Annotated in this window: 19 protein-coding genes and 3 pseudogenes; 9 read left to right on the top strand and 13 right to left on the bottom strand. The window is 69.6% G+C overall.

Annotated elements, in window-relative coordinates; all coding sequences use genetic code 11:
* Nucleotides 1-162 precede the first annotated feature (162 nt).
* Entirely contained in the window at nucleotides 163-297 is a 135-nt protein-coding gene (locus ACSYGN_RS22795) for a hypothetical protein (protein WP_460398467.1), read from the bottom strand.
* A 189-nt stretch (nucleotides 298-486) separates the two neighbouring features.
* Here ACSYGN_RS22795 and ACSYGN_RS22790 point away from each other — a divergent pair.
* Nucleotides 487-693: pseudogene (locus ACSYGN_RS22790) on the top strand (thiolase C-terminal domain-containing protein); the annotation flags it as partial.
* 33 nt (nucleotides 694-726) lie between these two features.
* Here the strand turns inward: ACSYGN_RS22790 and ACSYGN_RS22785 are convergent.
* Both ACSYGN_RS22785 and ACSYGN_RS22780 read right to left on the bottom strand, forming a co-directional pair.
* Complete coding sequence (locus tag ACSYGN_RS22785; RefSeq protein ID WP_460398465.1) at nucleotides 727-915, bottom strand: hypothetical protein; 189 nt, start codon at nucleotides 913-915, stop codon at nucleotides 727-729.
* Nucleotides 916-1,454: 539 nt separating this feature from the next.
* Entirely contained in the window at nucleotides 1,455-5,972 is a 4,518-nt protein-coding gene (locus ACSYGN_RS22780) for a tetratricopeptide repeat protein (protein WP_460398463.1), read from the bottom strand.
* A gap of 315 nt (nucleotides 5,973-6,287) precedes the next feature.
* Between ACSYGN_RS22780 and ACSYGN_RS22775 the strand changes: the two are divergent.
* Nucleotides 6,288-6,527: pseudogene (locus tag ACSYGN_RS22775) on the top strand (DUF817 family protein); the annotation flags it as partial.
* A gap of 333 nt (nucleotides 6,528-6,860) precedes the next feature.
* On the opposite strand, the gene ACSYGN_RS22770 reads toward ACSYGN_RS22775, so the two are convergent.
* Together ACSYGN_RS22770 and ACSYGN_RS22765 are read right to left on the bottom strand one after the other, a co-directional pair.
* The gene (locus tag ACSYGN_RS22770; RefSeq protein ID WP_460398461.1) at nucleotides 6,861-7,325 is read right to left on the bottom strand and encodes a serine hydrolase family protein; all 465 of its coding nucleotides are present in this window, start codon (nucleotides 7,323-7,325) and stop codon (nucleotides 6,861-6,863) included.
* Between the two features lie 14 nt (nucleotides 7,326-7,339).
* Nucleotides 7,340-7,582 (bottom strand): annotated as a pseudogene (locus ACSYGN_RS22765) (hypothetical protein); the annotation flags it as partial.
* A 249-nt stretch (nucleotides 7,583-7,831) separates the two neighbouring features.
* Here ACSYGN_RS22765 and ACSYGN_RS22760 point away from each other — a divergent pair.
* Nucleotides 7,832-8,683 carry a helix-turn-helix domain-containing protein gene (locus tag ACSYGN_RS22760; RefSeq protein WP_460398459.1) on the top strand — a complete coding sequence of 284 codons (852 nt, stop codon included), beginning with the start codon at nucleotides 7,832-7,834 and terminating at the stop codon, nucleotides 8,681-8,683.
* Nucleotides 8,684-8,805: 122 nt separating this feature from the next.
* On the opposite strand, the gene ACSYGN_RS22755 is transcribed toward ACSYGN_RS22760, so the two are convergent.
* The 4 genes from ACSYGN_RS22755 to ACSYGN_RS22740 all read right to left on the bottom strand — a co-directional run bounded on the left by ACSYGN_RS22755 (nucleotide 8,806) and on the right by ACSYGN_RS22740 (nucleotide 11,308).
* A complete protein-coding gene (locus tag ACSYGN_RS22755) occupies nucleotides 8,806-9,201 on the bottom strand; it encodes a hypothetical protein (protein WP_460398457.1) in 396 nt (131 codons plus the stop codon).
* 312 nt (nucleotides 9,202-9,513) lie between these two features.
* Complete coding sequence (locus ACSYGN_RS22750; protein WP_460398455.1) at nucleotides 9,514-10,080, bottom strand: Uma2 family endonuclease; 567 nt, start codon at nucleotides 10,078-10,080, stop codon at nucleotides 9,514-9,516.
* Nucleotides 10,081-10,322: 242 nt separating this feature from the next.
* The gene (locus tag ACSYGN_RS22745; RefSeq protein ID WP_460398453.1) at nucleotides 10,323-10,511 is read right to left on the bottom strand and encodes a DUF397 domain-containing protein; all 189 of its coding nucleotides are present in this window, start codon (nucleotides 10,509-10,511) and stop codon (nucleotides 10,323-10,325) included.
* Complete coding sequence (locus ACSYGN_RS22740) at nucleotides 10,508-11,308, bottom strand: helix-turn-helix domain-containing protein (protein ID WP_460403667.1); 801 nt, start codon at nucleotides 11,306-11,308, stop codon at nucleotides 10,508-10,510. The genes ACSYGN_RS22745 and ACSYGN_RS22740 overlap by 4 nt, the downstream gene beginning before the upstream one ends.
* Before the next feature lie 98 nt (nucleotides 11,309-11,406).
* Between ACSYGN_RS22740 and ACSYGN_RS22735 the strand changes: the two genes are divergently transcribed.
* Both ACSYGN_RS22735 and ACSYGN_RS22730 read left to right on the top strand, forming a co-directional pair.
* On the top strand, nucleotides 11,407-11,856 hold the full coding sequence (locus tag ACSYGN_RS22735) for a hypothetical protein (RefSeq protein WP_460398451.1): 450 nt from the start codon (nucleotides 11,407-11,409) through the stop codon (nucleotides 11,854-11,856).
* A gap of 58 nt (nucleotides 11,857-11,914) precedes the next feature.
* Complete coding sequence (locus tag ACSYGN_RS22730) at nucleotides 11,915-12,574, top strand: pyridoxine/pyridoxamine 5'-phosphate oxidase (RefSeq protein WP_460398448.1); 660 nt, start codon at nucleotides 11,915-11,917, stop codon at nucleotides 12,572-12,574.
* 1 nt (nucleotide 12,575) lies between these two features.
* Here the strand turns inward: ACSYGN_RS22730 and ACSYGN_RS22725 are convergent, their stop codons facing one another.
* From ACSYGN_RS22725 to ACSYGN_RS22715, 3 genes are read right to left on the bottom strand one after another with little or no spacing between them, the layout of a single operon-like run.
* A complete protein-coding gene (locus tag ACSYGN_RS22725; protein WP_460398446.1) occupies nucleotides 12,576-13,265 on the bottom strand; it encodes a GNAT family N-acetyltransferase in 690 nt (229 codons plus the stop codon).
* Between the two features lie 40 nt (nucleotides 13,266-13,305).
* Nucleotides 13,306-13,740, bottom strand: coding sequence for a Zn-ribbon domain-containing OB-fold protein (locus ACSYGN_RS22720; RefSeq protein ID WP_460398444.1), 435 nt, complete (start codon nucleotides 13,738-13,740; stop codon nucleotides 13,306-13,308).
* Nucleotides 13,737-14,186 carry a DoxX family protein gene (locus ACSYGN_RS22715; protein WP_460398442.1) on the bottom strand — a complete coding sequence of 150 codons (450 nt, stop codon included), beginning with the start codon at nucleotides 14,184-14,186 and terminating at the stop codon, nucleotides 13,737-13,739. The genes ACSYGN_RS22720 and ACSYGN_RS22715 overlap by 4 nt, the downstream gene beginning before the upstream one ends.
* A 235-nt stretch (nucleotides 14,187-14,421) precedes the next feature.
* Here ACSYGN_RS22715 and ACSYGN_RS22710 point away from each other — a divergent pair, with 235 nt between their 5' ends.
* The 4 genes from ACSYGN_RS22710 to ACSYGN_RS22695 all read left to right on the top strand — a co-directional run bounded on the left by ACSYGN_RS22710 (nucleotide 14,422) and on the right by ACSYGN_RS22695 (nucleotide 19,692).
* Nucleotides 14,422-15,621 (top strand): flavin-containing monooxygenase, encoded by a 1,200-nt coding sequence (locus ACSYGN_RS22710; RefSeq protein WP_460398440.1) that lies wholly within the window; start codon nucleotides 14,422-14,424, stop codon nucleotides 15,619-15,621.
* Between the two features lie 236 nt (nucleotides 15,622-15,857).
* Nucleotides 15,858-18,086 (top strand): acetate--CoA ligase family protein, encoded by a 2,229-nt coding sequence (locus ACSYGN_RS22705; protein WP_460398438.1) that lies wholly within the window; start codon nucleotides 15,858-15,860, stop codon nucleotides 18,084-18,086.
* Nucleotides 18,086-19,036 (top strand): enoyl-CoA hydratase/isomerase family protein, encoded by a 951-nt coding sequence (locus ACSYGN_RS22700; RefSeq protein ID WP_460398436.1) that lies wholly within the window; start codon nucleotides 18,086-18,088, stop codon nucleotides 19,034-19,036. The genes ACSYGN_RS22705 and ACSYGN_RS22700 overlap by 1 nt, the downstream gene beginning before the upstream one ends.
* Nucleotides 19,037-19,077: 41 nt before the next feature.
* The gene (locus tag ACSYGN_RS22695) at nucleotides 19,078-19,692 is read left to right on the top strand and encodes a flavin reductase family protein (protein WP_460403665.1); all 615 of its coding nucleotides are present in this window, start codon (nucleotides 19,078-19,080) and stop codon (nucleotides 19,690-19,692) included.
* 89 nt (nucleotides 19,693-19,781) lie between these two features.
* Here the strand turns inward: ACSYGN_RS22695 and ACSYGN_RS22690 are convergent, their stop codons facing one another.
* Nucleotides 19,782-20,960 (bottom strand): ABC transporter ATP-binding protein, encoded by a 1,179-nt coding sequence (locus tag ACSYGN_RS22690; RefSeq protein ID WP_460398434.1) that lies wholly within the window; start codon nucleotides 20,958-20,960, stop codon nucleotides 19,782-19,784.
* Between the last annotated feature and the right edge of the window lie 17 nt (nucleotides 20,961-20,977).

Raw genomic sequence — 20,977 nt, 5'->3', positions numbered from 1 at the left:
CCGGATGTTGCCGTAGATGGCGCATCATTCCCGATATTCCCCTTCCCGTTCAATCCACGGACTCAGCCCTTCCCGCCGACCCCAGGTGGACCAGGAACTCGGCCGTCCGGGCCGGATCAGCCACCTGCCTACGCAGCCGCTTGAGCTCCGCCCGTTGGCAGTTCAGCCGAGCTGGCCCGCATTGGCGTAGAAACGGAACAGAGCGGCGATGCTGTGGCCCGCCCGGCGCGCGGCCTCGGCCAGGGAGCCGGACTCAAGCCCGAGCGAGACGCCCGCGTGTCGCTGGGAGTACGGCACGGCACGGCCGGACCGACCCCTGTGCCCGCTGACCGCTCGCCGCCCGAACACGGCTGTACCGTCACCAACCCAGGTGCTACTCAGCCATAGATCTCCCTGAGCTGCTGCGGCCGTTGCGCGTGTGGGAGCCGGGGGTCACCGAACTCGGGGGCCGGAATCCGGCGCGGTGAAGGGCCGCCTGAAGGCGACGGCGGCGAGTTCCCGGTCAAAACGGATGGGGGTGGCCTGTCGGCCCGACACCCTGGGATGCGGGGGCTGTTCCTGCTGGTGGAGGCGGTACGGCAACTGCGCGGAGAGTGCGGGGAGCGGCAGGTGCAGGCGGGAGACGGGGGCCTCGGCTGGGGGTGGTCGGGGACCGGGGGGTGGTTCTGTTCTTCGGGGACGGTGGTGTTGGGCGGGGTGCGCGCCGTCGTCATCGTCCTGTGCTGCCTATCGCTTCAGCGCTCGGTAGTGCTTCAACAGCGCAGTGATCCGAGCTCGGTCCGCCTGACCATTGAGTTCCGCGAGGAGATCGTCAGGGCACAACTCGTAGAGATCGCCCCACCACCGGCGGCGTCGGTTGTCCCAGATGCGGTAGCCGCCCGGCACCCCTCTGGCAACGTAGCGTCTCCTGCTCACAGCCCCCTACTCTCAGCACCGCTCGTGTTGCCCAAGCTCGTCTTCTGCGGAGACCGTACAGACCTCGGGGCCGTCGGCCCAGGCAATATGCGACAACTGGCCAGCACGCTTTCCAACTGTGGTGGCGGGGAGCTCCGCCGCGTTCCTGGTCGTTCACGTGCGTTCAGGGGCGGTCGGTCGTCGCGGCGGGGGCGGCTTCGGGCCTCCTCTCGGCGGGTTCGGCTTGCAGGAGGTTGGGGACACCGCAGGCGCCGGCGAGGTCGGCGTAGGCGGTGAGGATGCGGCGGGTGTCGGTGAGGGCTGCGCGGAGGCGTGGGGGCCAGAGCTGTTCGTGGTTGCGGCGAGAGCAATCCGTGGGGCGCTGGTTCCGCTCGGCTGCTCACGGAGGTGGTGTGTCCTCGGTTTCCCCGGCTCACGTTACCGGGGTGGAGTACAGGGCGGTGTGTGGCAGGCCACGGGATGCTGCGGCGGCGTGGCCGTTCCCGGCTCGGTGAGTCCGAAGGATCCGCGGATCGTCCGCCGGGGTGCCGGGCAGCGGTCTATGCCCGGTCCGTGCCGGTGGGATCGCCCGGCTCGGCTGGTTCCTCGCGCGGCGCAGAACCGTGGCGGGGGTACGTGGCATCCATGATGGATCCTGCGGCTTCGTCCGGCAGCAGGTCGTCGAGGAGGGAGCGGAAGGCGTCGTCACCGAGGAGAGCTCTCTGCCGGCCGAGCCAGTACAGGCTCGCATCGGGTGGACTTCCGATCTGCAGTTGAAGCGCCAGCGCCTGCAGCGTGTACGGCACGCCTTCGGCGGCGCGTTCCTGCTTGGTACGCAGCACGCCCATCTGACCGTAGCTGTTGGCGATGCCGGAGCGGTTGCCGAGTTCCTCCTTGATGGTGAGGGAGGCGCGGTAGCGTTCCTCGGCCTGTTCGTAGTCCCCCCGCTCCTGCGCGATGATGCCGAGCTGGTGGTAGCTGTTGGCGATGCCGGAGCGGTCGCCGAGCTCCTCCAGGATGGTGAGGGAGGCGCGGTAGCGTTCCTCGGCCTGCTGGTAGTCCCCCCGCTCCTGCGCGATGATGCCGAGCTGACCGTAGCTGTTGGCAATGCCGGAGCGGTCGCCGAGCTCCTCCAGGATGGTGAGGGAGGCGCGGTAGCGTTCCTCGGCCTGCTGGTAGTCCCCCCGCTCCTGCGCGATGATGCCGAGCTGACCGTAGCTGTTGGCAATGCCGGAGCGGTCGCCGAGCTCCTCCAGGATGGTGAGGGAGGCGCGGTAGCGTTCCTCGGCCTGCTGGTAGTCCCCCCGCCGCTGCGCGATGATGCCGAGCTGGTGGTAGCTGCCGGCGATGCCGGAGCGGTCGCCGAGCTCCTCCTTGATGGTGAGGGAGGCGCGGTAGCGTTCCTCGGCCTGCTGGTAGTCCCCCCGCCGCTGCGCGATGATGCCGAGCTGGTGGTAGCTGCCGGCGATGCCGGAGCGGTCGCCGAGCTCCTCCTTGATGGTGAGGGAGGCGCGGTAGCGTTCCTCGGCCTGCTGGTAGTCCCCCCGCCGCTGCGCGATCATGCCGAGCTGGTGGTAGCTGCCGGCGATGCCGGAGCGGTCGCCGAGCTCCTCCTTGATGGTGAGGGAGGCGCGGTAGCGTTCCTCGGCCTCCTGGTAGTCCCCCCGCCGCTGCGCGATGATGCCGAGCTGGTGGATGTAGGCGGCGGCGGGGTGGGAGCGGGGCGGGAGCCAGGTGAGGGTCTCTTCGGTCAGTTGTTGTTCCCAGTCCCAGGCTCCCCAGGTGTGCAGCTGCAAGCACACGTGCTGGGTGACGCTGTCGGCCTGGTCGAGGTCGCCAGCCTGGTGATGGTGGTGGCGTGCCTCGATGAGCTGGGTGATGTCGTCGGTGAGCGGCTGAGGACAGACGTTGACGCGCCACCGCCAGTAGGCAGCGGCCCGCTGGTGGGCTGTTTTGAGGGTGTCGGGGTGGGCGCGTCTACGGAGGGCGTCGGCGGTCCAGTGATGCACGGTCAGGCCGGTGGGCCGGCTGCCCGGCTCGTCCTGGGGTGCGGGGGCCGGGGAGAGCAGCCCGAGGTCCAGCAACCGCGTCAACGCCATCCCGCCCCGGGTGTCCAGGACGGCCGGGGGCTGCTGAAGTTCCGCCCAGATGGCCTGGTATTCGGTGATGGTCTCGGGCGGCAGGCCGTAGCCGTCCTCGGTGTGTGCTCCGGTCGTGAGGGCCGCCTCGATCTGGGCATTGACTGTGTCGAGGCTGCGGAGGAGGGCGGGGTCGGGTTCGGGGGGTGTGGTGAGGTCCGACAGCTGCCAGGCGGCCCCGGTGGCGTCGACCGGGGTGCGGTAGACGGCCATCCCGTCCAGCAGCGCCCGTGCCCCCGGCACCTGGTCGAGCTGGTCGAGCAGGGTGTCGAGGAGGACGTCGTCGACGGCGAGGGTGACGGTCTCGGCCAGCGCCGTGTCCAGATCCCTTGCGGCGTCGGCCATCCAGCGCTCGGGATCGGGGACACCGCGGTCTTCCAGAGCGGCTTCCATGCGCTCGGCGATGTCGGGGAAACGTGCCCGGCCACCGCGCAGCAGGGCATCGAGGTACTCCAGCGCCCGTGGGTGGCCTCCTACATCGGCGTAGGCGCGCTGCTTGTCGGTGGGGGTGAGGGCGTCCAGGCCGGGAAGCCGCCAGATGAGTTTGCGGGTCTCGGCGAGCGACAGCGGCCCCAGGTGGTGGGTGGTGAGCCGCTTGTGCAGGCGTCCGGGGAGGTGGAAGGGGTGGCGGCTGGTGACCAGCAGCCGGGTGCGCGGGCTGGCCGCCACCCACGCAGCCAGCAACTCGGCAAGCTCCCCATCAGCCGTCTCCCACCCCTCGCCGGAGAGGAGGGGAGTGAGGAGGTCCTCGGCGTTGTCCACGATCATCAAGGCCGTCAGGCGTGGCAGCACGGTCCGGCGGATCAGGTCCCAGCGGTCCCGCCAGGGAGAACTGGCGTCCGCGAGGGCGACCGAGGCCCGCCGCAGTACGTCGTCGTCCGGCAGGTCCTCGGTCAGGCAGTATGCGGTCAGGCACTGCCGCAGGATTTCCAGGACGGCGTCGACGGTGCGGGCCGTGGCAGCAGCGACCGGCACGACCAGGCGGCCCTTGGTGCCGTAGTGGTTGAGGAGTTCGGCGGCCAGGGTGGACTTGCCGACCCCGCCGATCCCGTGCACCAGCACCCCGGCTTGTTGCGGATCCCGCAGGGCGGCCAGCAGCCGGCGCAGTTCGGCACGGCGGCCGACGAACTCACCGACCTTGCGCACCACCATGCCCTCGTCCAGCACCGTCTCCGCCACGACCGGTACCTGCACCTCGCCGTAGGCGCGGTCGAACAGGGGCAGCGGCGGGCCGGCCAGGAACAGTGCGGGGGTGGCCCATTCCGGCAGTCCGGCGCGCGGATCCCGGTCCGGCAACTGGCGGCGCCGCTGTTCCAGGGTGCGGCGGGCCTGCGAGAGAGCGGTGAGCGGGTCGGGATGCGCGGCCCGCGCGAGTGTCTGGTACATCTGCGCCGCCAGGTCGGTGGCGTACTGGTCGGTGACGGCCTCGGTCATCGCCAGCACCGCCGGCACCCCACGCTCCAGCAACGCGCGCGCCAGACCCGCCCGGACCCTGCCCTCCACATCGACATCGGCGCTGCCGACGCCAGGGCCGGGGGCGGGGGCGGCCTCGTCCGGGTCCTCCTCGTCCTCCCCGTCCCCACCCGGCGCCCGTTGTGCTGATGGGTTCGCGTCGCTGGTTGCGGGGGTGCGGGCGGTGGAGCAGCCGGCCAGCACCACCAGGGGAACACCCCGGTCGACCGGCAGAGCCTCGTCCATGAACCGCTGCGCGTCGACCTCGTCCGCCTGCCCCCGCTCGTCCTCGAGCAGCAGGACCCCGGGACCGGCGTGGCAGGACAGATGCAGGATATGGAAGCGTTCCTCCTCCAGAGCCGCACGGATCTCGGCCAGGCTGCCCCAGTTCAACACCCGCACATACGCACCCTGCCCGGACCGAGCCAGATCCACCGCGTCCAGGATCCGGCCCAGCTCCCGCTCATAATCCAGCAGCTCGCCCCCACCGGACTCGGGACCGGCCACCACCGCGAGAATCCGCAACGGGCCCGGCACTCGCACCGCCACCGGCAGGGCGTCCCGCCGCACCATCCGGTACAGCTCCACATGCTCCGACAGCACCAGCGGACCCGCCACCCCCGCAACCTTCAGCGTCTCCCACGGCAGATCCACCCACCCCGCAGCATCCACCCCCACCCCGATCCGCAACGACCCGTTCCGCCCCCGGGCCAGCGCCTCCTGCCCGGCCAGCCCATCCGCCACCCCACCGTGCGCGAACCGCCGCCCCAGCGCCTCCCCCACCGCGGCCAGCGCCCCCACCGACCCCACCCCGACCGCCCCCTCCAGCAGCGGCGGCCGGCGCAGCGTCATCCCGCCCGTCGCCCGCGCCCGGGCCCGGTGCAGACCCCACAGCTTCTGCTCAAGATCCCGATCCATTCCGTGCGGCGCACAGGAGGCCTCACCCCCCGCCGTGGAGAACACCACCGAATCTCCGCCGATCCGTAACTCCGCCGGCGTCGGCCCCTCCGGCCAGTAGTCGGTGGGCGGCACCACCAACGGCCCGCCCCGCTCCGGACGCCGCCCCGACGACAGCCCCCGCACCGCCCTGTCCACCTGCTCCACCAGCTCCACGTACTGCTGCGGGGACGCCACATGCCGGAAATCCACATACAGACGCGACGCGATCAACGGCGGCAACTCCACCTCACCCAGCAGAACCGGGACCACACGCTGCCCTCGCTCCACCGCAGCCGTCACAGCCGCCGCGAACTCCTCACCGCACCACCCCGACGCCACCCAGGACCGACTGACGACCACCACCACAGCACCCGCCCTGGCCAGCCCCTCCTGCAACCGCGACGCCACCAGATCGCCCGCAGCCACCTCCCACCGGTCCAAGAACACCTCAAGACCCAGCCGATGCAGGTTCTCCGCCAACGACGTCGCCCACGGCCCGTCCTCATGCGCATACGACACGAACACGTCGAACCGCCCCGAACCCGTCACACCGCACCCCCGAACCGGGCACTCACACCACACGCAAGCACCCCGGCAACTGGTCGCCACACTCGCCGCACACTAGGACACCTCACGACACCACACGCCGTAAACAGCCCGATTACCCCATACCCGCAGGCACCCGGATACCCGCAGGCGCCCGGCGATAAGATCTGCAGTCCCGTACACCTGTTGCCTGAACCGGCCGCCCCGAAGCCGCTGATGCTCACCACGCGACACAACCGAAACTCCAGTCTTCCAGCTTCACGCCCTCACGCTGCACAGAGCTGGGAAGTCATAGGTGCTCGGATTCTGCGGTGGCGCTTCACGGTGCGCGGGATACGCCGCCACATGCCGCTGGCGTTGTCGTTCGTCCTGATCGGCTTCTTCCTGTGGGTAGCGGAGAACCTCGCCACCTACGTGGGCGCTTGGCGCTACCCCTACCAGCTCCACGGCTGGCAGCCCGTCGGTGTAGAAAAGTTTGGCGCCTGGTCCCTGCTGATCAGCATCACGGTCGTACTGGTGGCCGACAGCCAGCCAAGTGCGGCTCATCGACGCGGGTAACCGATCCACCGTCGTCCGTGATCACCAGCAACCCGTTGTCAGTGCCTGTGGCTATGGTCTCAAGGGCGCGGTCGGCTTCCGGGGGTTCCAACTCTATAGAGAAGGTTGCATCCCAGATCTGTCCGGGGGCGGCCCGGAGGCTCGTCCGGGACCTAACCGACGGTCGGGCTTCGTCGATGGCCAGCAGGAAACCTGCCAGCGCCGACCGCGCACCACTTCTTCCACGCAGGCAGCATTGCCGCCCTGCGCCGGGCCCTGGAACGCCCCGCAGCCCCCCACCAGTTGCTGATGCCGACTTTGTGACCCCGTTGGTGGTCGGCGCTCCTCGCAGGATCAGCCCCCCGGCTGCGGTGTCAGGACCGCCGTCAGCAGACGGTTGGCCAGCGGGGTCGGCGTCCCGAAGTCGAGGCTCATGTTGGAGACCGAGTAGACGCCGCGTAGGGACAGGTCACGGGTGGCGAACATGCCGTTGGCGTAGCCGAAGTCGTGGCCGGTCTTGCCCCAGAGCACGCCCCCGTTGGGCAGCGGGGTGGACATCAGGCCCGCGCCGAAGCAGGCGACCTTGTTGCAACTGGAGCCGATGAACGGGACGAGCTTGCCGTCGTCGCCCTTGGGCAGGGTGAACATCTCGTACAGCTGTGCTGACGGCAGTAGGCGGCCCTGGAACAAGGCGGTTATGAAGCGGTCCAGGTTCTCCGGCGTGGAGATCATGTTGGACGGGTCACCGCCCTGTTCGCTGACGTCGACCGCCTTGCCGTGGCTGTCGGTTGCGTAGCCGTGCATATAGGGCCTGGGCATCACGGGGTCGCCTTCAGGTGGACCTCGGGGTGCTCCATGCAGCCGATGGTGTACATGACGGCGTTGCCGAGGATGCGTTCGGCCATGTCACGGACCATCGTGTGTTCGCGGAGCAGGGCGACCTCACGGTCCCAGAGGGTCATGCCGCTGTCCGTCACGTTGATGGTCAGGGCCTTGATGTGGGGCTGGACGGCGTTGAGGAGTTCCTTCGGGTCCCGCGTACGGGTGCCGGTGGGCCGGTCGAGCGTGACGGTCATGGACGGCTCCTTCGGAGATTGATCGTGCCGTGGCGCTTCGAGCTCAGCCCGACTGCCCCCGCATCCCGGGCTGGAGACGCGGCACGGTGTGCTCGAACCATGAACGTGACCGTAGGGAAGGGCCGTTGTGAGATGCCATGCAAGTTGCGCTACGCCATGGCGCGCGACGCTGCGTTGCATCATGCCGTCCCGTACGAGGAGTTCGCGGCTCGGTTGACAGCGAAGGAGGACTGAGGCAGGTGTATACCGGTGAGCACGGACTACCAGAAGGCGCGAGAAGCACTCGGGGTACGGCTGCGCCATCTGCGGTTCTCCGCCCCTGGCGGTCGGCTCTGCGGCGGGGAGCTCGCGGAGCAGTGCGGGTGGCACAAGTCCAAGGTCAGCAGACTGGAGAACGGCAAACAGACTCCCACGCCGGACGACCTGCGCAAGTGGGCGGAGGCGACCGGCGCGCCTGATGCCTACGACGAGTTGCTCGCGCGTCTGAGGGGCTTCGAGTCGCACATCCGGTCATGGCGACGGCAGCTTGCCGCTGGGCACAAGGCCGTCCAGGACACCCACCTGAACGCCCACGCCGACGCCTCCGTGTTCCGGGGCTGGGAATCCTCCATGATCTTCGGGATCCTCCAGACTCCGGACTACGCCCGGTCGATCTTCACGAGATACGCCGAGCTACAGCGGTCACCGCACGACACCGAGGAGGCAGTCCGCTCACGCATGAAGCGGCAAGAGACGCTGTACGACCCCTCAAAGCGTTTCCACCTCATCCTGTGGGAGGCCGCCCTCCACGCCTTGATCTGTCCGTCGTCGGTACTTGCGGCCCAGCTTGATCGCCTCGCAGGAGTCATCGGCCTGGACACGGTCGAGCTGGGGATCATCCCGCTGTCCGCCTCCCTCAAAATTCCCCCGGCCACCGCCTTCTGGATCTACGACGACCGCCAGGTCATCGTCGAGAACTGGCACGCGGAGTTGTGGATCGACGACGACGCGAGCCTCGACACGTATCTGCGGACCTGGAGAACGCTGCGGGAGTCCGCCGTGTACGGCGTTGAGGCGCAGAACCTCATCAGCGCGGCACGGCAGAGGTTGAACGCACGCTGAACTCGGTCAGCGGTAGCAGACCATGGTGAGGAAGGCTGTCCAGGCGGCGGGTGGCGAGTTCCCGGTCAACACCGGGGGTTGTTCTGTTCTTCGGGGACGGTGCTGGGTCCGCTTCGAGGAGTTCACCCAGTTGAGACGCTGCAGTCCTTGGACCGGATGCCGGTGAGGTCACAAGTGGCAACATCAGTTTCGCCCTCGGACCGGTCTTGTCGCAGAACCGCGACCGTCGCACGAGTCCCCGCATCGAAGCATTGCGGATGCTGCTCCACGATCGCGCTGACTATCTTCACCCGGGTCGCGATCATGATGTACCGCCGAGAATCGTCGACGTCTTCGGACACCGGCCTGAGTATCTGCTTCCGGACCTGAGCGACACGGGTGTCGAACTCCCGTTTGGTCGTCTTGCACTTTGCGGAGAGCTCGGATGAATCGCTGGGTTGCGTTGATCCGACGGCGTACCCGCCCAGGGTGAGCACGATTGCTCCGGCGCCGACCAACGCGATCATCGAATGTTTCATGGCGCGGATGCTATCTGCGCAGGTTAGGTGCCTTCACAGGGTCGGCGGGTGACTGATCTTCGAGGCTTGCGCCGAAGTGGCCGACTGAAGTCGCAGAGCCGACCGCCCGGAGCGGGACGCCCGTCGGGCCGCACCGCTGCAGCAGTCCGTCCACGTACGCCTCCAGCCGTTCTGCCAGCACCTCGGGCGTCACATCGTCCCGTCAGCCCCGGTCGTCGAGGCCGGTCAGCACCGTCTCCACGAACTCCCGTCGGTCGTCGCCGTGATCGCGGACTACGCTCACGCGCGGCCGGCTGCTGAGCAGCGCGTGGGTCAGACCTGGCCGAGGTCGATCTCCACCGAGAAGGGGGCCGCTACCTTGAGGACACCGGTGAACACGTCTCCGTCCCTGTAGGTCTTCGTCGCCGGGTCGAGAACGTAGGTGTACACGAGAGGAACGCCTGTCGCGGCCTGCTCGATTCGCCAGTAGAAGCCGATGCCAGCCTTGGCGTACTGCTCGACCTTCACGATCCGGTCGGTGGTCTCCGAGCCCGGCGACACCACCTCCGCGACCAGCAGCACGTGCTCAGGGCGGGTGGGGGTGATGTCGACCGTGTCTGCGCGGTACACGACGACGCCCGGGCGGCAATTGGTGAGCGGGACGTCCTGAAGCCGGCCGTCGAAGTCCGTGTCGGCGTTCCACTCCGGGCCCGCGGCGGCATCCAGGGCGTTCGCCAGAATCCGGGCCAGCCGGTTGTGCCGCTTGGACGCACTCGGACTCACGACGACCATCCCGTCCACGATCTCGATACCGGCGCACTGCTCCTCAGACCAGGACTCGTACTCCTCCGCCGTGATCTGCTCATGCATCCACGCCGGGGCCACCATCTCGGCCGTCATGAAGCACCTCCCGGACACTGCGCTGCGGGCCCGATCCCGCTGGATTCAACGTACTGTCTGCCGCCCGTCCGGCACGCCGATCTCGCTCGCGCCCCCTCCTCGTGCCGACATCCGACCAGCGAGCCCACGACGAGTGAGGAACCGGCGCGGTGGACTCGCCTCCAGGGGATCGGGCGCTTGGCAATCCATGGGGCGGGTGGACTCGTGTTCCGACGTCTCCTCGGTCTGCGGTGATCGTCGGCTCAATGGTGGCGGACGGTGGCGAGGAAGGCGGCCCACGCGGTGGGAGCGACGGTGAGGACGGGGGCCGTCCGGGCCGGGGTCTTGGAGTCACGTATGTGGACCACCGTGGGGGTCAGGGCTATTTCCACGCACAGGCCGCCTTCGTTATCGCTGAAGCTCGACTTGATCCAGGCCAGTTCACTGTTCACAGTGCTTCTGCCTTCCTCTCGATGAGCTCAGCCGACTCCCATGGCGTGAGTGCCTGGGCCTGTAGGACGCCGAACAGATGGCTCAGCCGATTGACCTGCTCCGCCTTGGAGACCACCGTACTGCCGCCATGCCCTTCGGTGTATGCCAGGTTTTGCCCTTCCGCAGTGCTCATCAGTTGCAGAGGTCCGCGGAGCCCAGCGTGCACGTGGCGCCCGGTTGGCATGACTTGAAGCGTCAGATGGTTCAGCTCCTTCATGCAGTGGAGCAGATGGTGAAGTTGCTGCCGAAGCACATCGGGGCCACCGATCGGCCGTTCCAGGACCGATTCCTCGATGACGAACCCGAGGAGCGGAGGCGGCTGCCGGGTCAAGACCGATTGCCGTTCCAGGCGGGCTTCAACGTGCTGCTGGATCTCGTCGCTCGTGAAGGCGGGAACGCGGGCTCCGTACAACGCGTGCGCGTATCCCTCCGTCTGAAGCAGACCTGGGACGAGCATCGTCTCGTAGTTTCTGATCACATGCGCCAGCCGCTCCGCCCTCACCCAGTCCACAATCCTCGGCGGATACCTCTCCACGTCCATCATCTCGACGCACGCGCACAGCGCTCCCCGTGCATCCAACCCCTTGTCCCCGTGCTTCAAGAACTCGGTCGTCGGGATCCGTTCCGCCCGCTCATACGCCCCGAAGCAAGACTCCGACACGTGGAGCAGCTCCGCCGCTTCCTTCTGGGTGAGCCCCAGCCGTGTCCTATGGACGCGCAGCAACTCCCCGACCAGCCGCCGTCCCACAGAAGGCATCCCACTCACGCCCACTCCGACCACCGTCCTCCCCACAGCCACCGATGTGTACCGTGTCCACCTGGTCACGCTAAGCACACGGCGCAAAGCTCGTCCCCATGACGAGCAACCTTCACCCGATGTGGGTGCCCAGCGCCGGTCTGCAACTTCGGCTGGCCGGAGTCCATTTCGATGCGATCCGTGTGTGCGGGGTCCGAGCGGAGGCGGTGGTGCACCATCTCGCTTCGCTCACCGACGGCCGGCCCGGTCCCGTCGTACGGGAAGTCAACCGCTGCCGCTGGACGTACTTCCTGCTGGCTCCCGGTGAGAGCGAGGAGTACGACTGGCCGCCCGGCGCGCGCCGTCTCGGGCGGTCCGCATCGGCCAGGCGGGACGAGTACGTCGGTGTTCCGGCTCCGGACGGCAACACGTATCCGCTCAGCTGGCGTTGCGGGGCGCCGGAGATCGGGGAGTTCGTGGACGCGGAGTTGCTGCAGGGCGTGTTGATGGCCCAATTCGGGCAGTGCTGTCAGCACCCGGGCACGATCCGGGGTGGGATCGGGAGGTGACCGAGCCGGTGCCTCCGTGCCGACGCCGCCGGCTCGTCTCCCGGGTGATACTCAAGGTATGGATCTTCAGGAACTGCTGCGGTCCCTTCGGGTGTGGGATCCGGGGGTGACCGAGCTGGGGGCCTTGGAGCCCGACGCGGTGCCCGACGGGCCGTTGGAGTTGTTCGGGGCGTGGCTGGCTGAGGCTGCTGCTGCCGGGCAGGTCGAGCCGCACACCATGTCCCTCGCCACGACCGACGCCGACGAGCATCCCGACGTGCGGATCGTCATGCTGCACGGTGCGGACGCCGACGGGTGGTCCTTCGCCTCGCATTCCGGCAGCGCCAAAGGGCGGCAGCTCGCCGACTGCCCGTACGCCGCCCTCGCCTTCTACTGGCCCGTGCACGGGCGGCAGGTCCGGGTCCGCGGGCCGGTCACCACCGCCCCGGCCGCCGAGGCCCAGGCCGATCTGCGCGCCCGTACCACCGGCGCCCTCGCCGCCGCCCTCACCGGGCACCAGAGCGAGCCCCTGGGGTCCCTGGAGGAGTTGGCGGAGGCGTCCCAGGCTGCCTGGCGGCTTGCCGAGGCGGAGCCGGGGGCCACTGCGGCATCGTGGACTCTCTACCAACTGCGGGCCGACACCGTCGAGTTCTTTCAGGGGGACGCCCAGCGTCGGCACGTACGGCTCGTCTATCGGCGTACGGGGGAGGGGTGGAGCAAGGAGTTGCTCTGGCCTTGAGTCAGACAACCGGTGCCTGCGGGGCGCCGTCCGTCGACAGTCTCGCGTGCAGGTGTACGTCCCGGAACTCCTCCAGCGTGCCCGACTCGAACATCGCTCCCCGCAGCGTCCCCTCCGCCGGGTAGCCGCACGTCTCCGCTATCCGGCACGACGCCTCGTGGCCCAGGGCGTGGCCCAGTTCCAGGCGGTGGAGTTCCAGGCCGGTGAACGCCCAGGCGGAGACCAGCGTGAGGGCCCGGGTGGCCACGTGGTGGCCGCGGGCCTCCGGCAGGACCCAGTAGCCGATGCGGGCCACCCGCATCACCTGCACTATCGCGTTCACCCCCACATGGCCGAGCACCGTGCCGTTCTCCGCGTCCGTGACGCAGAAATTCGCGCACGCCCCGTCCGCGATCGCCCTCGCCTGGCTGCGCAGCGACTCCCGCGCACCCGTGAGGTCGGTGATCTCCGTCAGCGCGGTGTTCCAGCGGCGGAACTCCGGGTCGGTCCGGCCGCGCAGCCACGCCGCCGTGTCGGTCTCGGACTCCGCGTCCCATTGGCGCAGGCACAGACCCTCGCCGCGCAGTTCAGGACCTGCAGGGCGTCCGGGTCGCGGCCGGCACAGCGGGATCGGGGCGCGGTCCCGTCGGTCGCGTCGCTCACGGGGTTCGTGTCGGTCACGGGGTTCGTGTCGGTCGCGTATGGGTCCCATACCTTCATTTAAACCGCAGAGTCCTGTGATTCCCCCGGTGTCACCCGGCCAGCGGCCGAAACACCGGTATCCCGTTCCGGAACACCGCCTCCAGCGCCATCCCCGCCCGCAGGCCGATCGTCTCGTACTCCACGATCTCCGTCATCATCCGCGGGCCCTCCGCCAGTTCGACCACCGCGGCGACGTACGGCGTGCGCTCCGCGAAGGGCGGCAGCTCGTTGCGGTGTACGACAGACCAGGTGTACAGCGCGGCACGGCCGCTCGCCGTCTCCCAGGTCACGTCCTCGCTCCAGCAGTGCGGGCAGAACTCGCGGGGGTAGTGGTGCGGGCGGGAGCAGGCCCGGCAGCGGCGCAGCAGGAGTCGTCCCTGCGCCGCCGCGTCCCAGTAGGGGCGCGTGAAGGCGTCGGGTTCGGGTGCGTCGTAGCGCCTGGGTGCGTCGTAGCGACCCGCTCCCACAGTCTCCGGACCCGTCATCCGAACCACCCCAGCGCGTGGTCCACCGACCACGTCTGCCACGACATCCCGAAGAACCCCGTCGCCGAGATCAGCGCCATCATCGAGTTCTGGCCCTGCTCCGCCCAGTCGTGGATCATCAGCACGAAGTACAGCGCGTTCAGGACCAGACCCCCAGCCAGCGCCACCGGCGTCAGGAACCCGAGGATCAGCCCGAGCCCCAGTGCCAGTTCCGCGTACGCGACGACGTACGCCATCACGCGCGGCCGGGGTGTCACCACCCTGGCGAAGCCCGACCGGACCGCGCCCCACCGGTGTTTCGCCGCGATGCCCGCCGCCCAGCCGATGCCGCCGCCCTCGAACCAGCTCTTCTTGTCCTTGTGCCGCCAGCTTTCCAGCCACCACAGCCCGAGGCCGATCCGCAGCACGGCCAGCCACTCGGCACCACTGAGCCAGATCGTGTCCATGCGTACCCTCCATCTGACGGTACGTCAGTTTCGGCGAACGGCGCCGCCTCCACAAGACCCCGGTCACCCCCAGCCGGGCCACACAACCCGCCCCACCGATCCCCCGCAATCAGCGCACAACCAGGACATCTACGTCACCAATCCCACCCACTCCTCCTACAGCCGTGATCGATCCGCAACCAATTCCCCTCTTGACCGAGACCCATCAACGGGGTGCGCGGTTACGCTCCCGCTCATGGCCGACTCCTCGACACCCCCGATCCCCGCGGCTCAGAGCACCGCGGATCACCCCGTCTACATCGTCGGAGGTGGCCCCGGCGGGCTCTCCGTCGCGTACGAGCTGCGCGCCCGGGGCATACGCGCCGTCGTACTGGAGCGGTCCGACCGCGTCGGGGCGTCCTGGCGCAAGCACTACGACCGGCTGCGGCTGCACACCACCCGGCGCATGTCCGCCCTGCCCGGGCTGCCGATGCCGCGCCGGTTCGGGCGGTGGGTCGCCCGGGACGACGTGATCCGCTATCTGGAGAAGTACACCGAGGTCCACGATCTGGAGATCGTCACCGGTGTCGAGGTCTCGCGGGTCGAGCAGGCGGACGACGGCACCTGGCTGCTGCACGCCACTGGCGGGCGTGAGCTGACCGGCGCCGCGGTCGTGATCGCCACCGGCTACAACCACACCCCCCGCATCCCCGAGGACTGGGCCGGACTGGACAACTACACCGGCGAGTTCCTGCACGCCGGCGAGTACCGCAACGCCGAGCCGTACGCCGGGCGCGACGTGCTCGTCGTCGGCGTCGGCAACACCGGCGCCGAGATCGCCGTCGACCTGGTGGAGGGCGGGGCCTCCCGGGTGCGGCTGGCGGTACGGACGGTGCCGCACATCGTGCGCCGGTCCACCGTCGGGTGGCCCTCACAGTATTCGGCCGTCCTCGTACGGCGGCTGCCCGTGCGGTTCGTCGACCGGCTGGCCAAGCCCGTGACCCGGCTCGGGGTGCCGGACCTGTCGGCACACGGCCTGCCGCGCCCCGACTCCGGGCTGTACTCGCGGGTACAGGAGGGCGCCATCCCCGTGCAGGACGTCGGGCTGATCAACGCCGTGCGCAAGGGGAAGGTCGAGATCGTCGCCGCCGTGGACTCCTTCGAGGGCGGCAAGGTGGTGCTCGCCGACGGCACCCGTATCGAGCCGGACGCCGTCGTCGCGGCCACCGGGTACGTCCGCGCCCTGGAGGGGCTCGTCGGCGACCTCGGGGTGCTGGACAAGGCCGGAAGACCGGTCGTGAACGGCGGACGCTCCCCGCAGAACACACCTGGCCTGTTTTTCACCGGCTTCACCAACCCCATCAGCGGTATGTTCCGCGAACTGGCCATCGACGCGGAGAAGATAGCCAAGGCCGTCGTACGGTACGGAGCGGATCGGCTGTCCCGGCTGCCGTAGCCGTTCAGGGGGGGTTCGGGGGGTCGGGGCAGGTCCCCGATCCGTCCCCGATCCGGGTAGGCGTCCGGGTCCGGGTCCGCATTCGGACAGGGGTCCGGGTCCAGAGGGTTCCTGACACTGCGTCAATTCAGTAATCTGACAGAGCGTCAGTTTTGGGCGTCAGTCATTGGAGCCGAGCTGCCAGCCGCCACCACCACTCTGCGCTGTCAGCTGCCAGACAGGAGCGGGGCGGACCGATGCTTGGATCAACCCACGGCACCCTCACCACCGACTCCCGCAGGGCCCGGGTCATCGCCTGCGGCGAACCGCGGCCCGGCCCCGCCGTGCACGGCCGTACCGCCGATGTGGACGAACTCGACGTCAGCGGACGCCCGTTGTATGTAGACCCACCCGACCTGGACCGCTTCTTCCGCCCCACGTCGGTCGCCGTCGTCGGCGCCTCGGACGCCGAAGGGCGGCCCAACACCGGTGTCACCAGGCAGCTGCTGGCCTGGGCCGAGCGGGTCGGCGCCCGGCTGCACCCGGTGCATCCGACCCGGGCCACGGTGTTCGGGCTCCCCTGCTCCCCCTCCGTCGCCGCACTGCCCGAACCCGTCGACCTCGCCGTGCTGCTGGTCGCCGACCCGGTGCCGGTGATCGAGGAACTCGGCGCCGCCAAGGTGAAGTTCGCCGTCGCCTTCGCCTCCGGGTTCGCCGAGACAGGGGCCGCCGGCGCTGCGGCACAGCGGCGGCTGGCGGCCGCCGTCGAGCAGGCCGGGCTGCGGCTGCTGGGTCCGAACACCAACCTCAACGCCTTCGAGCGGTTCCGCGACGACCTGACCGGCCCCGCCATCGCCCTGATCACCCAGTCCGGCCACCAGGGCCGCCCGGTCTTCGCCCTCCAGGAACTCGGCATCCGCCTCTCCCACTGGGCGCCGACCGGCAACGAGGCCGATCTGGAGACCGCCGACTTCATCTCGTACTTCGCCGAACGGCCCGAGGTCGGCGCCATCGCCTGCTACGTCGAGGGCCTCAAGGACGGCCGTTCCTTCCTGCTCGCCGCCGACCGCGCAGCCCGCCGCGGCGTGCCGGTCGTCGCCGTCAAGGTCGGCCGCACCGAGGCCGGGGCGCGTACGGCCGCCTCGCACACCGGCAAGCTCACCGGCGCCGACGACGTCGTGGACGCGGCGATGCGGCAGTTCGGGGTGATCCGGGTCGACGGGCTCGACGAACTCCAGGACACCGCCGCCCTGTTGGCCCGCGCGAGGCCCCCGCACGCCGACGGGGTCGTCGTCTACTCCATCTCGGGCGGCACCGGCGCCCATGTCGCCGACCTCGCCACCGAGGCCGGACTGCCGCTGCCGGTGCTGTCGGAGGCCAGACAGGCCGAGCTGCACCAGTGGATCCCGGAGTATCTGAGCGTGGCCAACCCCGTGGACAACGGCGGGCATCCGGTGGGCGACTGGCGCGGCCGGAAGATCATCGACGCCATCCTCGCCGACCCGGCCGTGGGCGTGCTGATCTGCCCGGTCACCGGCCCCTTCCCGCCGCTCAGCGACCGGCTGGTGCAAGACCTGGTGGACGCGGCGGAGACCACGGACAAGCTGGTGTGCGTGGTCTGGGGCTCGCCGGTCGGCACCGAGCCGGCGTACCGCGAGGTGCTGCTCGGCTCGTCCCGCGTGGCCACCTTCCGCACGGTCGGCAACTGCCTCACCGCCGTCCGCGCCTACCTCTCCCACCACCGCTTCACCACCGCCTACCGCTCCCCCTTCGACGAGGCCCCCCGCACCCCGTCCCCCTCCCACCGCAAGGCCCAGGCCCTGCTCCAGCCGGGCCGGCAGCTCAGCGAACACGCGGCCAAGCAGCTGCTGCGCGCCTACGGCATCCGCGTCCCGCGCGAGCAACTGGTCACCAGCGCGGCGGCGGCCGTACGGGCGGCGGCACAGATCGGATACCCGGTGGTGATGAAGGCGTCCGGCGCCCATCTCGCCCACAAGACCGAGCTGGGCCTGGTCAAGATCGGCCTCACCTCGGCGAGCCAGGTCCGCGACGCCTACCGCGAACTGACCGACATCGCCCGCTACGAGGGCATCGACCTGGACGGCGTCCTGGTGTGCCAGATGATCGAGCGGGGCGTGGAGATGGTCGTCGGCATGACCCACGACGACCTTTTCGGGCCGACGGTGACCGTGGGACTCGGCGGGGTGCTGGTGGAGGTCCTGCGGGACGCGGCGGTACGGGTGCCGCCGTTCGGCGAGGACCAGGCGCGCACCATGCTGACCGAACTGCGCGGGCACGCCCTGCTGGAGGGGGTGCGGGGGCGTCCGCCCGCCGATGTCGACGCGCTGGTGGAGGTCGTCCTGCGGGTGCAGCGGATGGCGCTGGAACTCGGGGATGATCTCGCCGAGTTGGACATCAACCCGCTGCTCGTCCTGCCCCGGGGGCAGGGTGCGGTGGCGCTGGACGCGCTGGTGGTGTGCAGCTGATGAGGGCTACGGAGCCGACGTCGGGACCTGAGACATGGGTACGGCACGAGATCCGCGCGCAGGTCTTGTACATCACCCTCTCCCGCCCGGAGACACTGAACGCCCTCACCCCCGGGATGCGGGAACGGGTGATCGGGCTGCTGACGGAGGCGTCGGCGGACCCGGAGGTGCGGGCGGTGGTCGTGACGGGCACGGGCCGCGGCTTCTGCGCGGGCGCGGACCTGCGGGGCGGCGGCGGTACGGCGTCGGGCAGCGCTACGACGTCAGGCAGCCCTACGACGTCAAGCAGCCCTACGACGTCAAGCAGCGCTACGACGTCAAGCAGCCCTACGACGTCAGGCAGCCCTACGACGTCGGCCAGCCCTACGACATCCGTCGGCTACCGAGTCGCGGGCGACGTGGCCCGGATGCTGCGTCTCGGCGCCCAGCACCTGATCGCGGCCGTACTGGACTGCGAGAAGCCGGTGATCGCGGCGGTGAACGGTACGGCGGCGGGGCTCGGCGCGCATCTGGCGCTGGCGTGCGATCTGGTGCTGGCGGCTGAATCGGCCCGTTTCATCGAGGTGTTCGTACGTCGCGGCCTGGTCCCGGACGGCGGCGGGGCGTATCTCCTCCCCCGCCTTGTCGGCCCGCAGCGGGCGAAGGAGCTGATGTTCTTCGGCGACGCGCTCCCGGCGACGGAGGCCGAACGCCTGGGTCTGGTCAACCGGGTACTCCCGGACGCGGAGTTGGAGAAGACGGCGACGGAATGGGCCACCCGCCTCGCCTCCGGCCCGACCCGCGCCCTGACCCTCACCAAGCAACTCGTCAACGCTTCCCTGGACACGGACCGCGCGACCGCCTTCGCCGCCGAGGCCTCGGCCCAGGAGATCAACATGACAACGCGGGACGCCCAGGAGGGAGTGGCGAGTTTCAGGGAACGCCGCCCGGCGAAATACACCGGCCGCTGACCCTTCCGAACTGACAAGACGTCAGCTTCAATGGCCCAATGATGGGACACGCAGGAGCGGCGGCAGCCGCGGTCCGCCACCTGAGGCGGACGGGCCGGGCACCGGCCGTCGAGCCACTGCCCCGCCCCGAACTGCGCTGCGTCCGGGACGACGAGCGGGCCCCGATCGACCAGGCCGAATTCCGTGACGTACTCGGCCGCTTCGCGACCGGGGTGACGGTGATCACGGCACCGGCGGCCGAAGGGGAGACCGGCCCCGCGGGCTTCGCCTGCCAGTCCTTCTCGTCCCTCTCCCTGCATCCGCCGCTGGTCGCGTTCATGGTGTCCCGCACCTCCACCACCTGGCCGCGCATCGCCCGCGCCGGGGTCTTCTGCGTCAACGTGCTGAGCGCGGACCATGCCTCTCTGTGCCGGGGCTTCGCGATGAGCGGGACGGACAAGTTCGCGGGCGTGCGCCACACCCCGTCCCCGGTCTCCGGCGCCCCGCGCCTGACAGGCGCCGCGGCGTGGATCGACTGCACCGTCCACGCGGTCCACACGGGCGGCGACCACCTGATCGTGGTGGGCAGAGTCACCGCCCTCGCCGCACCCTCCGACGCCGAGCCCGCCGACCCCCTGATCTTCCACCGGGGCGGCTTCACCGGCCTGCGACCCTGACGGCCACAGGGCCTCCGTACAGGCTCAGGCACCGCATGCCGACGGCTGCCACCGCATGGTCGGCGCCCGCCACGGCAGGGTGTGCGTTGTCAGACGGCGTGTTCCGGGTGCGTGAGGTTCGCCCCGGTCGCCGGATCGAACACGTGTGCCTTGCCCATGTCTACCTGCAGCCCCACGGGTTCCCCTTCGCGAGCCCGGGTGGCGGCGTCCAACCGGGCCACCACCTGAGGGGTGGCGCCGGTGTCCCGTGCTCCCGAGTCCGCGGCGAGTTCCTCCAGTTCGGACGTCGTCGCACCCGCGCCCTCCGCCGTGAAGTAGACGAACACGTCGGAACCCAGCGACTCCAGAACGTCCACGGTGACGGTGACGCGGGGAAGGCCCTCGTCGTGTGCCAGGGCCGCGTCCTGGAAGGCCTCCGGCCGCAGGCCGACGATGACGTCCCGGGGTGCGTTCTGCCGTTCCAGTGCCTGGCGCATACGGTCGTCCAGGGGCAGCTCGCCCACGGGTGACCGCAGGACGTTGCTCTCCAGGGTCGCGGTCAGGAAGTTCATCGCGGGGGAGCCGATGAAGCCCGCGACGAAGAGGTTGACCGGGTGATCGTAGAGATGGGCGGGTGTGCCGATCTGCTGGACGAGGCCCTGTCGCATGACCACGACCCGGTCGCCGAGAGTCATGGCCTCGGTCTGGTCATGAGTGACGTACACGGTCGTCGTGCCCAGGCGGCGTTGCAGCCGGGAGATCTGGGTGCGCATCTGCACCCGGAGCTTGGCGTCCAGGTTGGACAGCGGCTCGTCCATCAGGAAGGCCTTGGGATCGCGGACGATCGCCCGGCCCATGGCCACCCGCTGGCGCTGGCCGCCCGAGAGGTTGGCGGGCTTTCTGTCCAGGTGTTCGGTCAGGTCGAGCACGCGGGCGGCGTCCTCGACCTTCTCGTTGACAGTGGCCTTGTCGACCTTGGCCAGGCGCAGCGGGAAGCCCATGTTCTCCCGGACGCTCATGTGCGGGTACAGGGCGTAGCTCTGGAACACCATCGCGATGTCGCGGTCCTTGGGGGTGAGGTCGTTGACGACCTTGTCACCGATGCGCAGCGTGCCCTCGGTGATGTCCTCAAGTCCCGCGATCATGTTCAGAGTGGTGGACTTGCCGCATCCGGACGGCCCGACAAGGATCACGAACTCGCCGTCGGCGATGTCGAGGTCCACGTCCTTCACGGCGAGGGCTCCGTCGGGAAAACGCTTGGTGACTCCCTCAAGGATGATCTCGGCCATGGGTGGTGCCTCCTTGC

Source organism: Streptomyces sp. YIM S03343 (assembly GCF_054729195.1).
Note: the sequence above shows the minus strand (reverse complement) of the source record. Positions and strands in the feature narration are given on the sequence as shown.

Bases quoted from the DNA above. Each gene is read 5' to 3' on its own strand.
- ACSYGN_RS22725 (WP_460398446.1), bottom strand. From the start codon at position 13,265: ATGGGACCCATACGCGACCGACACGAACCCCGTGACCGACACGAACCC.
- ACSYGN_RS22750 (WP_460398455.1), bottom strand. From the start codon at position 10,080: ATGACGGCCGAGATGGTGGCCCCGGCGTGGATGCATGAGCAGATCACG.
- ACSYGN_RS22740 (WP_460403667.1), bottom strand. From the start codon at position 11,308: ATGCCTTCTGTGGGACGGCGGCTGGTCGGGGAGTTGCTGCGCGTCCAT.
- ACSYGN_RS22720 (WP_460398444.1), bottom strand. From the start codon at position 13,740: ATGACGGGTCCGGAGACTGTGGGAGCGGGTCGCTACGACGCACCCAGG.
- ACSYGN_RS22700 (WP_460398436.1), top strand. From the start codon at position 18,086: ATGAGGGCTACGGAGCCGACGTCGGGACCTGAGACATGGGTACGGCAC.
- ACSYGN_RS22690 (WP_460398434.1), bottom strand. From the start codon at position 20,960: ATGGCCGAGATCATCCTTGAGGGAGTCACCAAGCGTTTTCCCGACGGA.
- ACSYGN_RS22730 (WP_460398448.1), top strand. From the start codon at position 11,915: ATGGATCTTCAGGAACTGCTGCGGTCCCTTCGGGTGTGGGATCCGGGG.
- ACSYGN_RS22695 (WP_460403665.1), top strand. From the start codon at position 19,078: ATGGGACACGCAGGAGCGGCGGCAGCCGCGGTCCGCCACCTGAGGCGG.
- ACSYGN_RS22770 (WP_460398461.1), bottom strand. From the start codon at position 7,325: ATGCCCAGGCCCTATATGCACGGCTACGCAACCGACAGCCACGGCAAG.
- ACSYGN_RS22715 (WP_460398442.1), bottom strand. From the start codon at position 14,186: ATGGACACGATCTGGCTCAGTGGTGCCGAGTGGCTGGCCGTGCTGCGG.
- ACSYGN_RS22735 (WP_460398451.1), top strand. From the start codon at position 11,407: ATGACGAGCAACCTTCACCCGATGTGGGTGCCCAGCGCCGGTCTGCAA.
- ACSYGN_RS22710 (WP_460398440.1), top strand. From the start codon at position 14,422: ATGGCCGACTCCTCGACACCCCCGATCCCCGCGGCTCAGAGCACCGCG.
- ACSYGN_RS22755 (WP_460398457.1), bottom strand. From the start codon at position 9,201: ATGAAACATTCGATGATCGCGTTGGTCGGCGCCGGAGCAATCGTGCTC.
- ACSYGN_RS22705 (WP_460398438.1), top strand. From the start codon at position 15,858: ATGCTTGGATCAACCCACGGCACCCTCACCACCGACTCCCGCAGGGCC.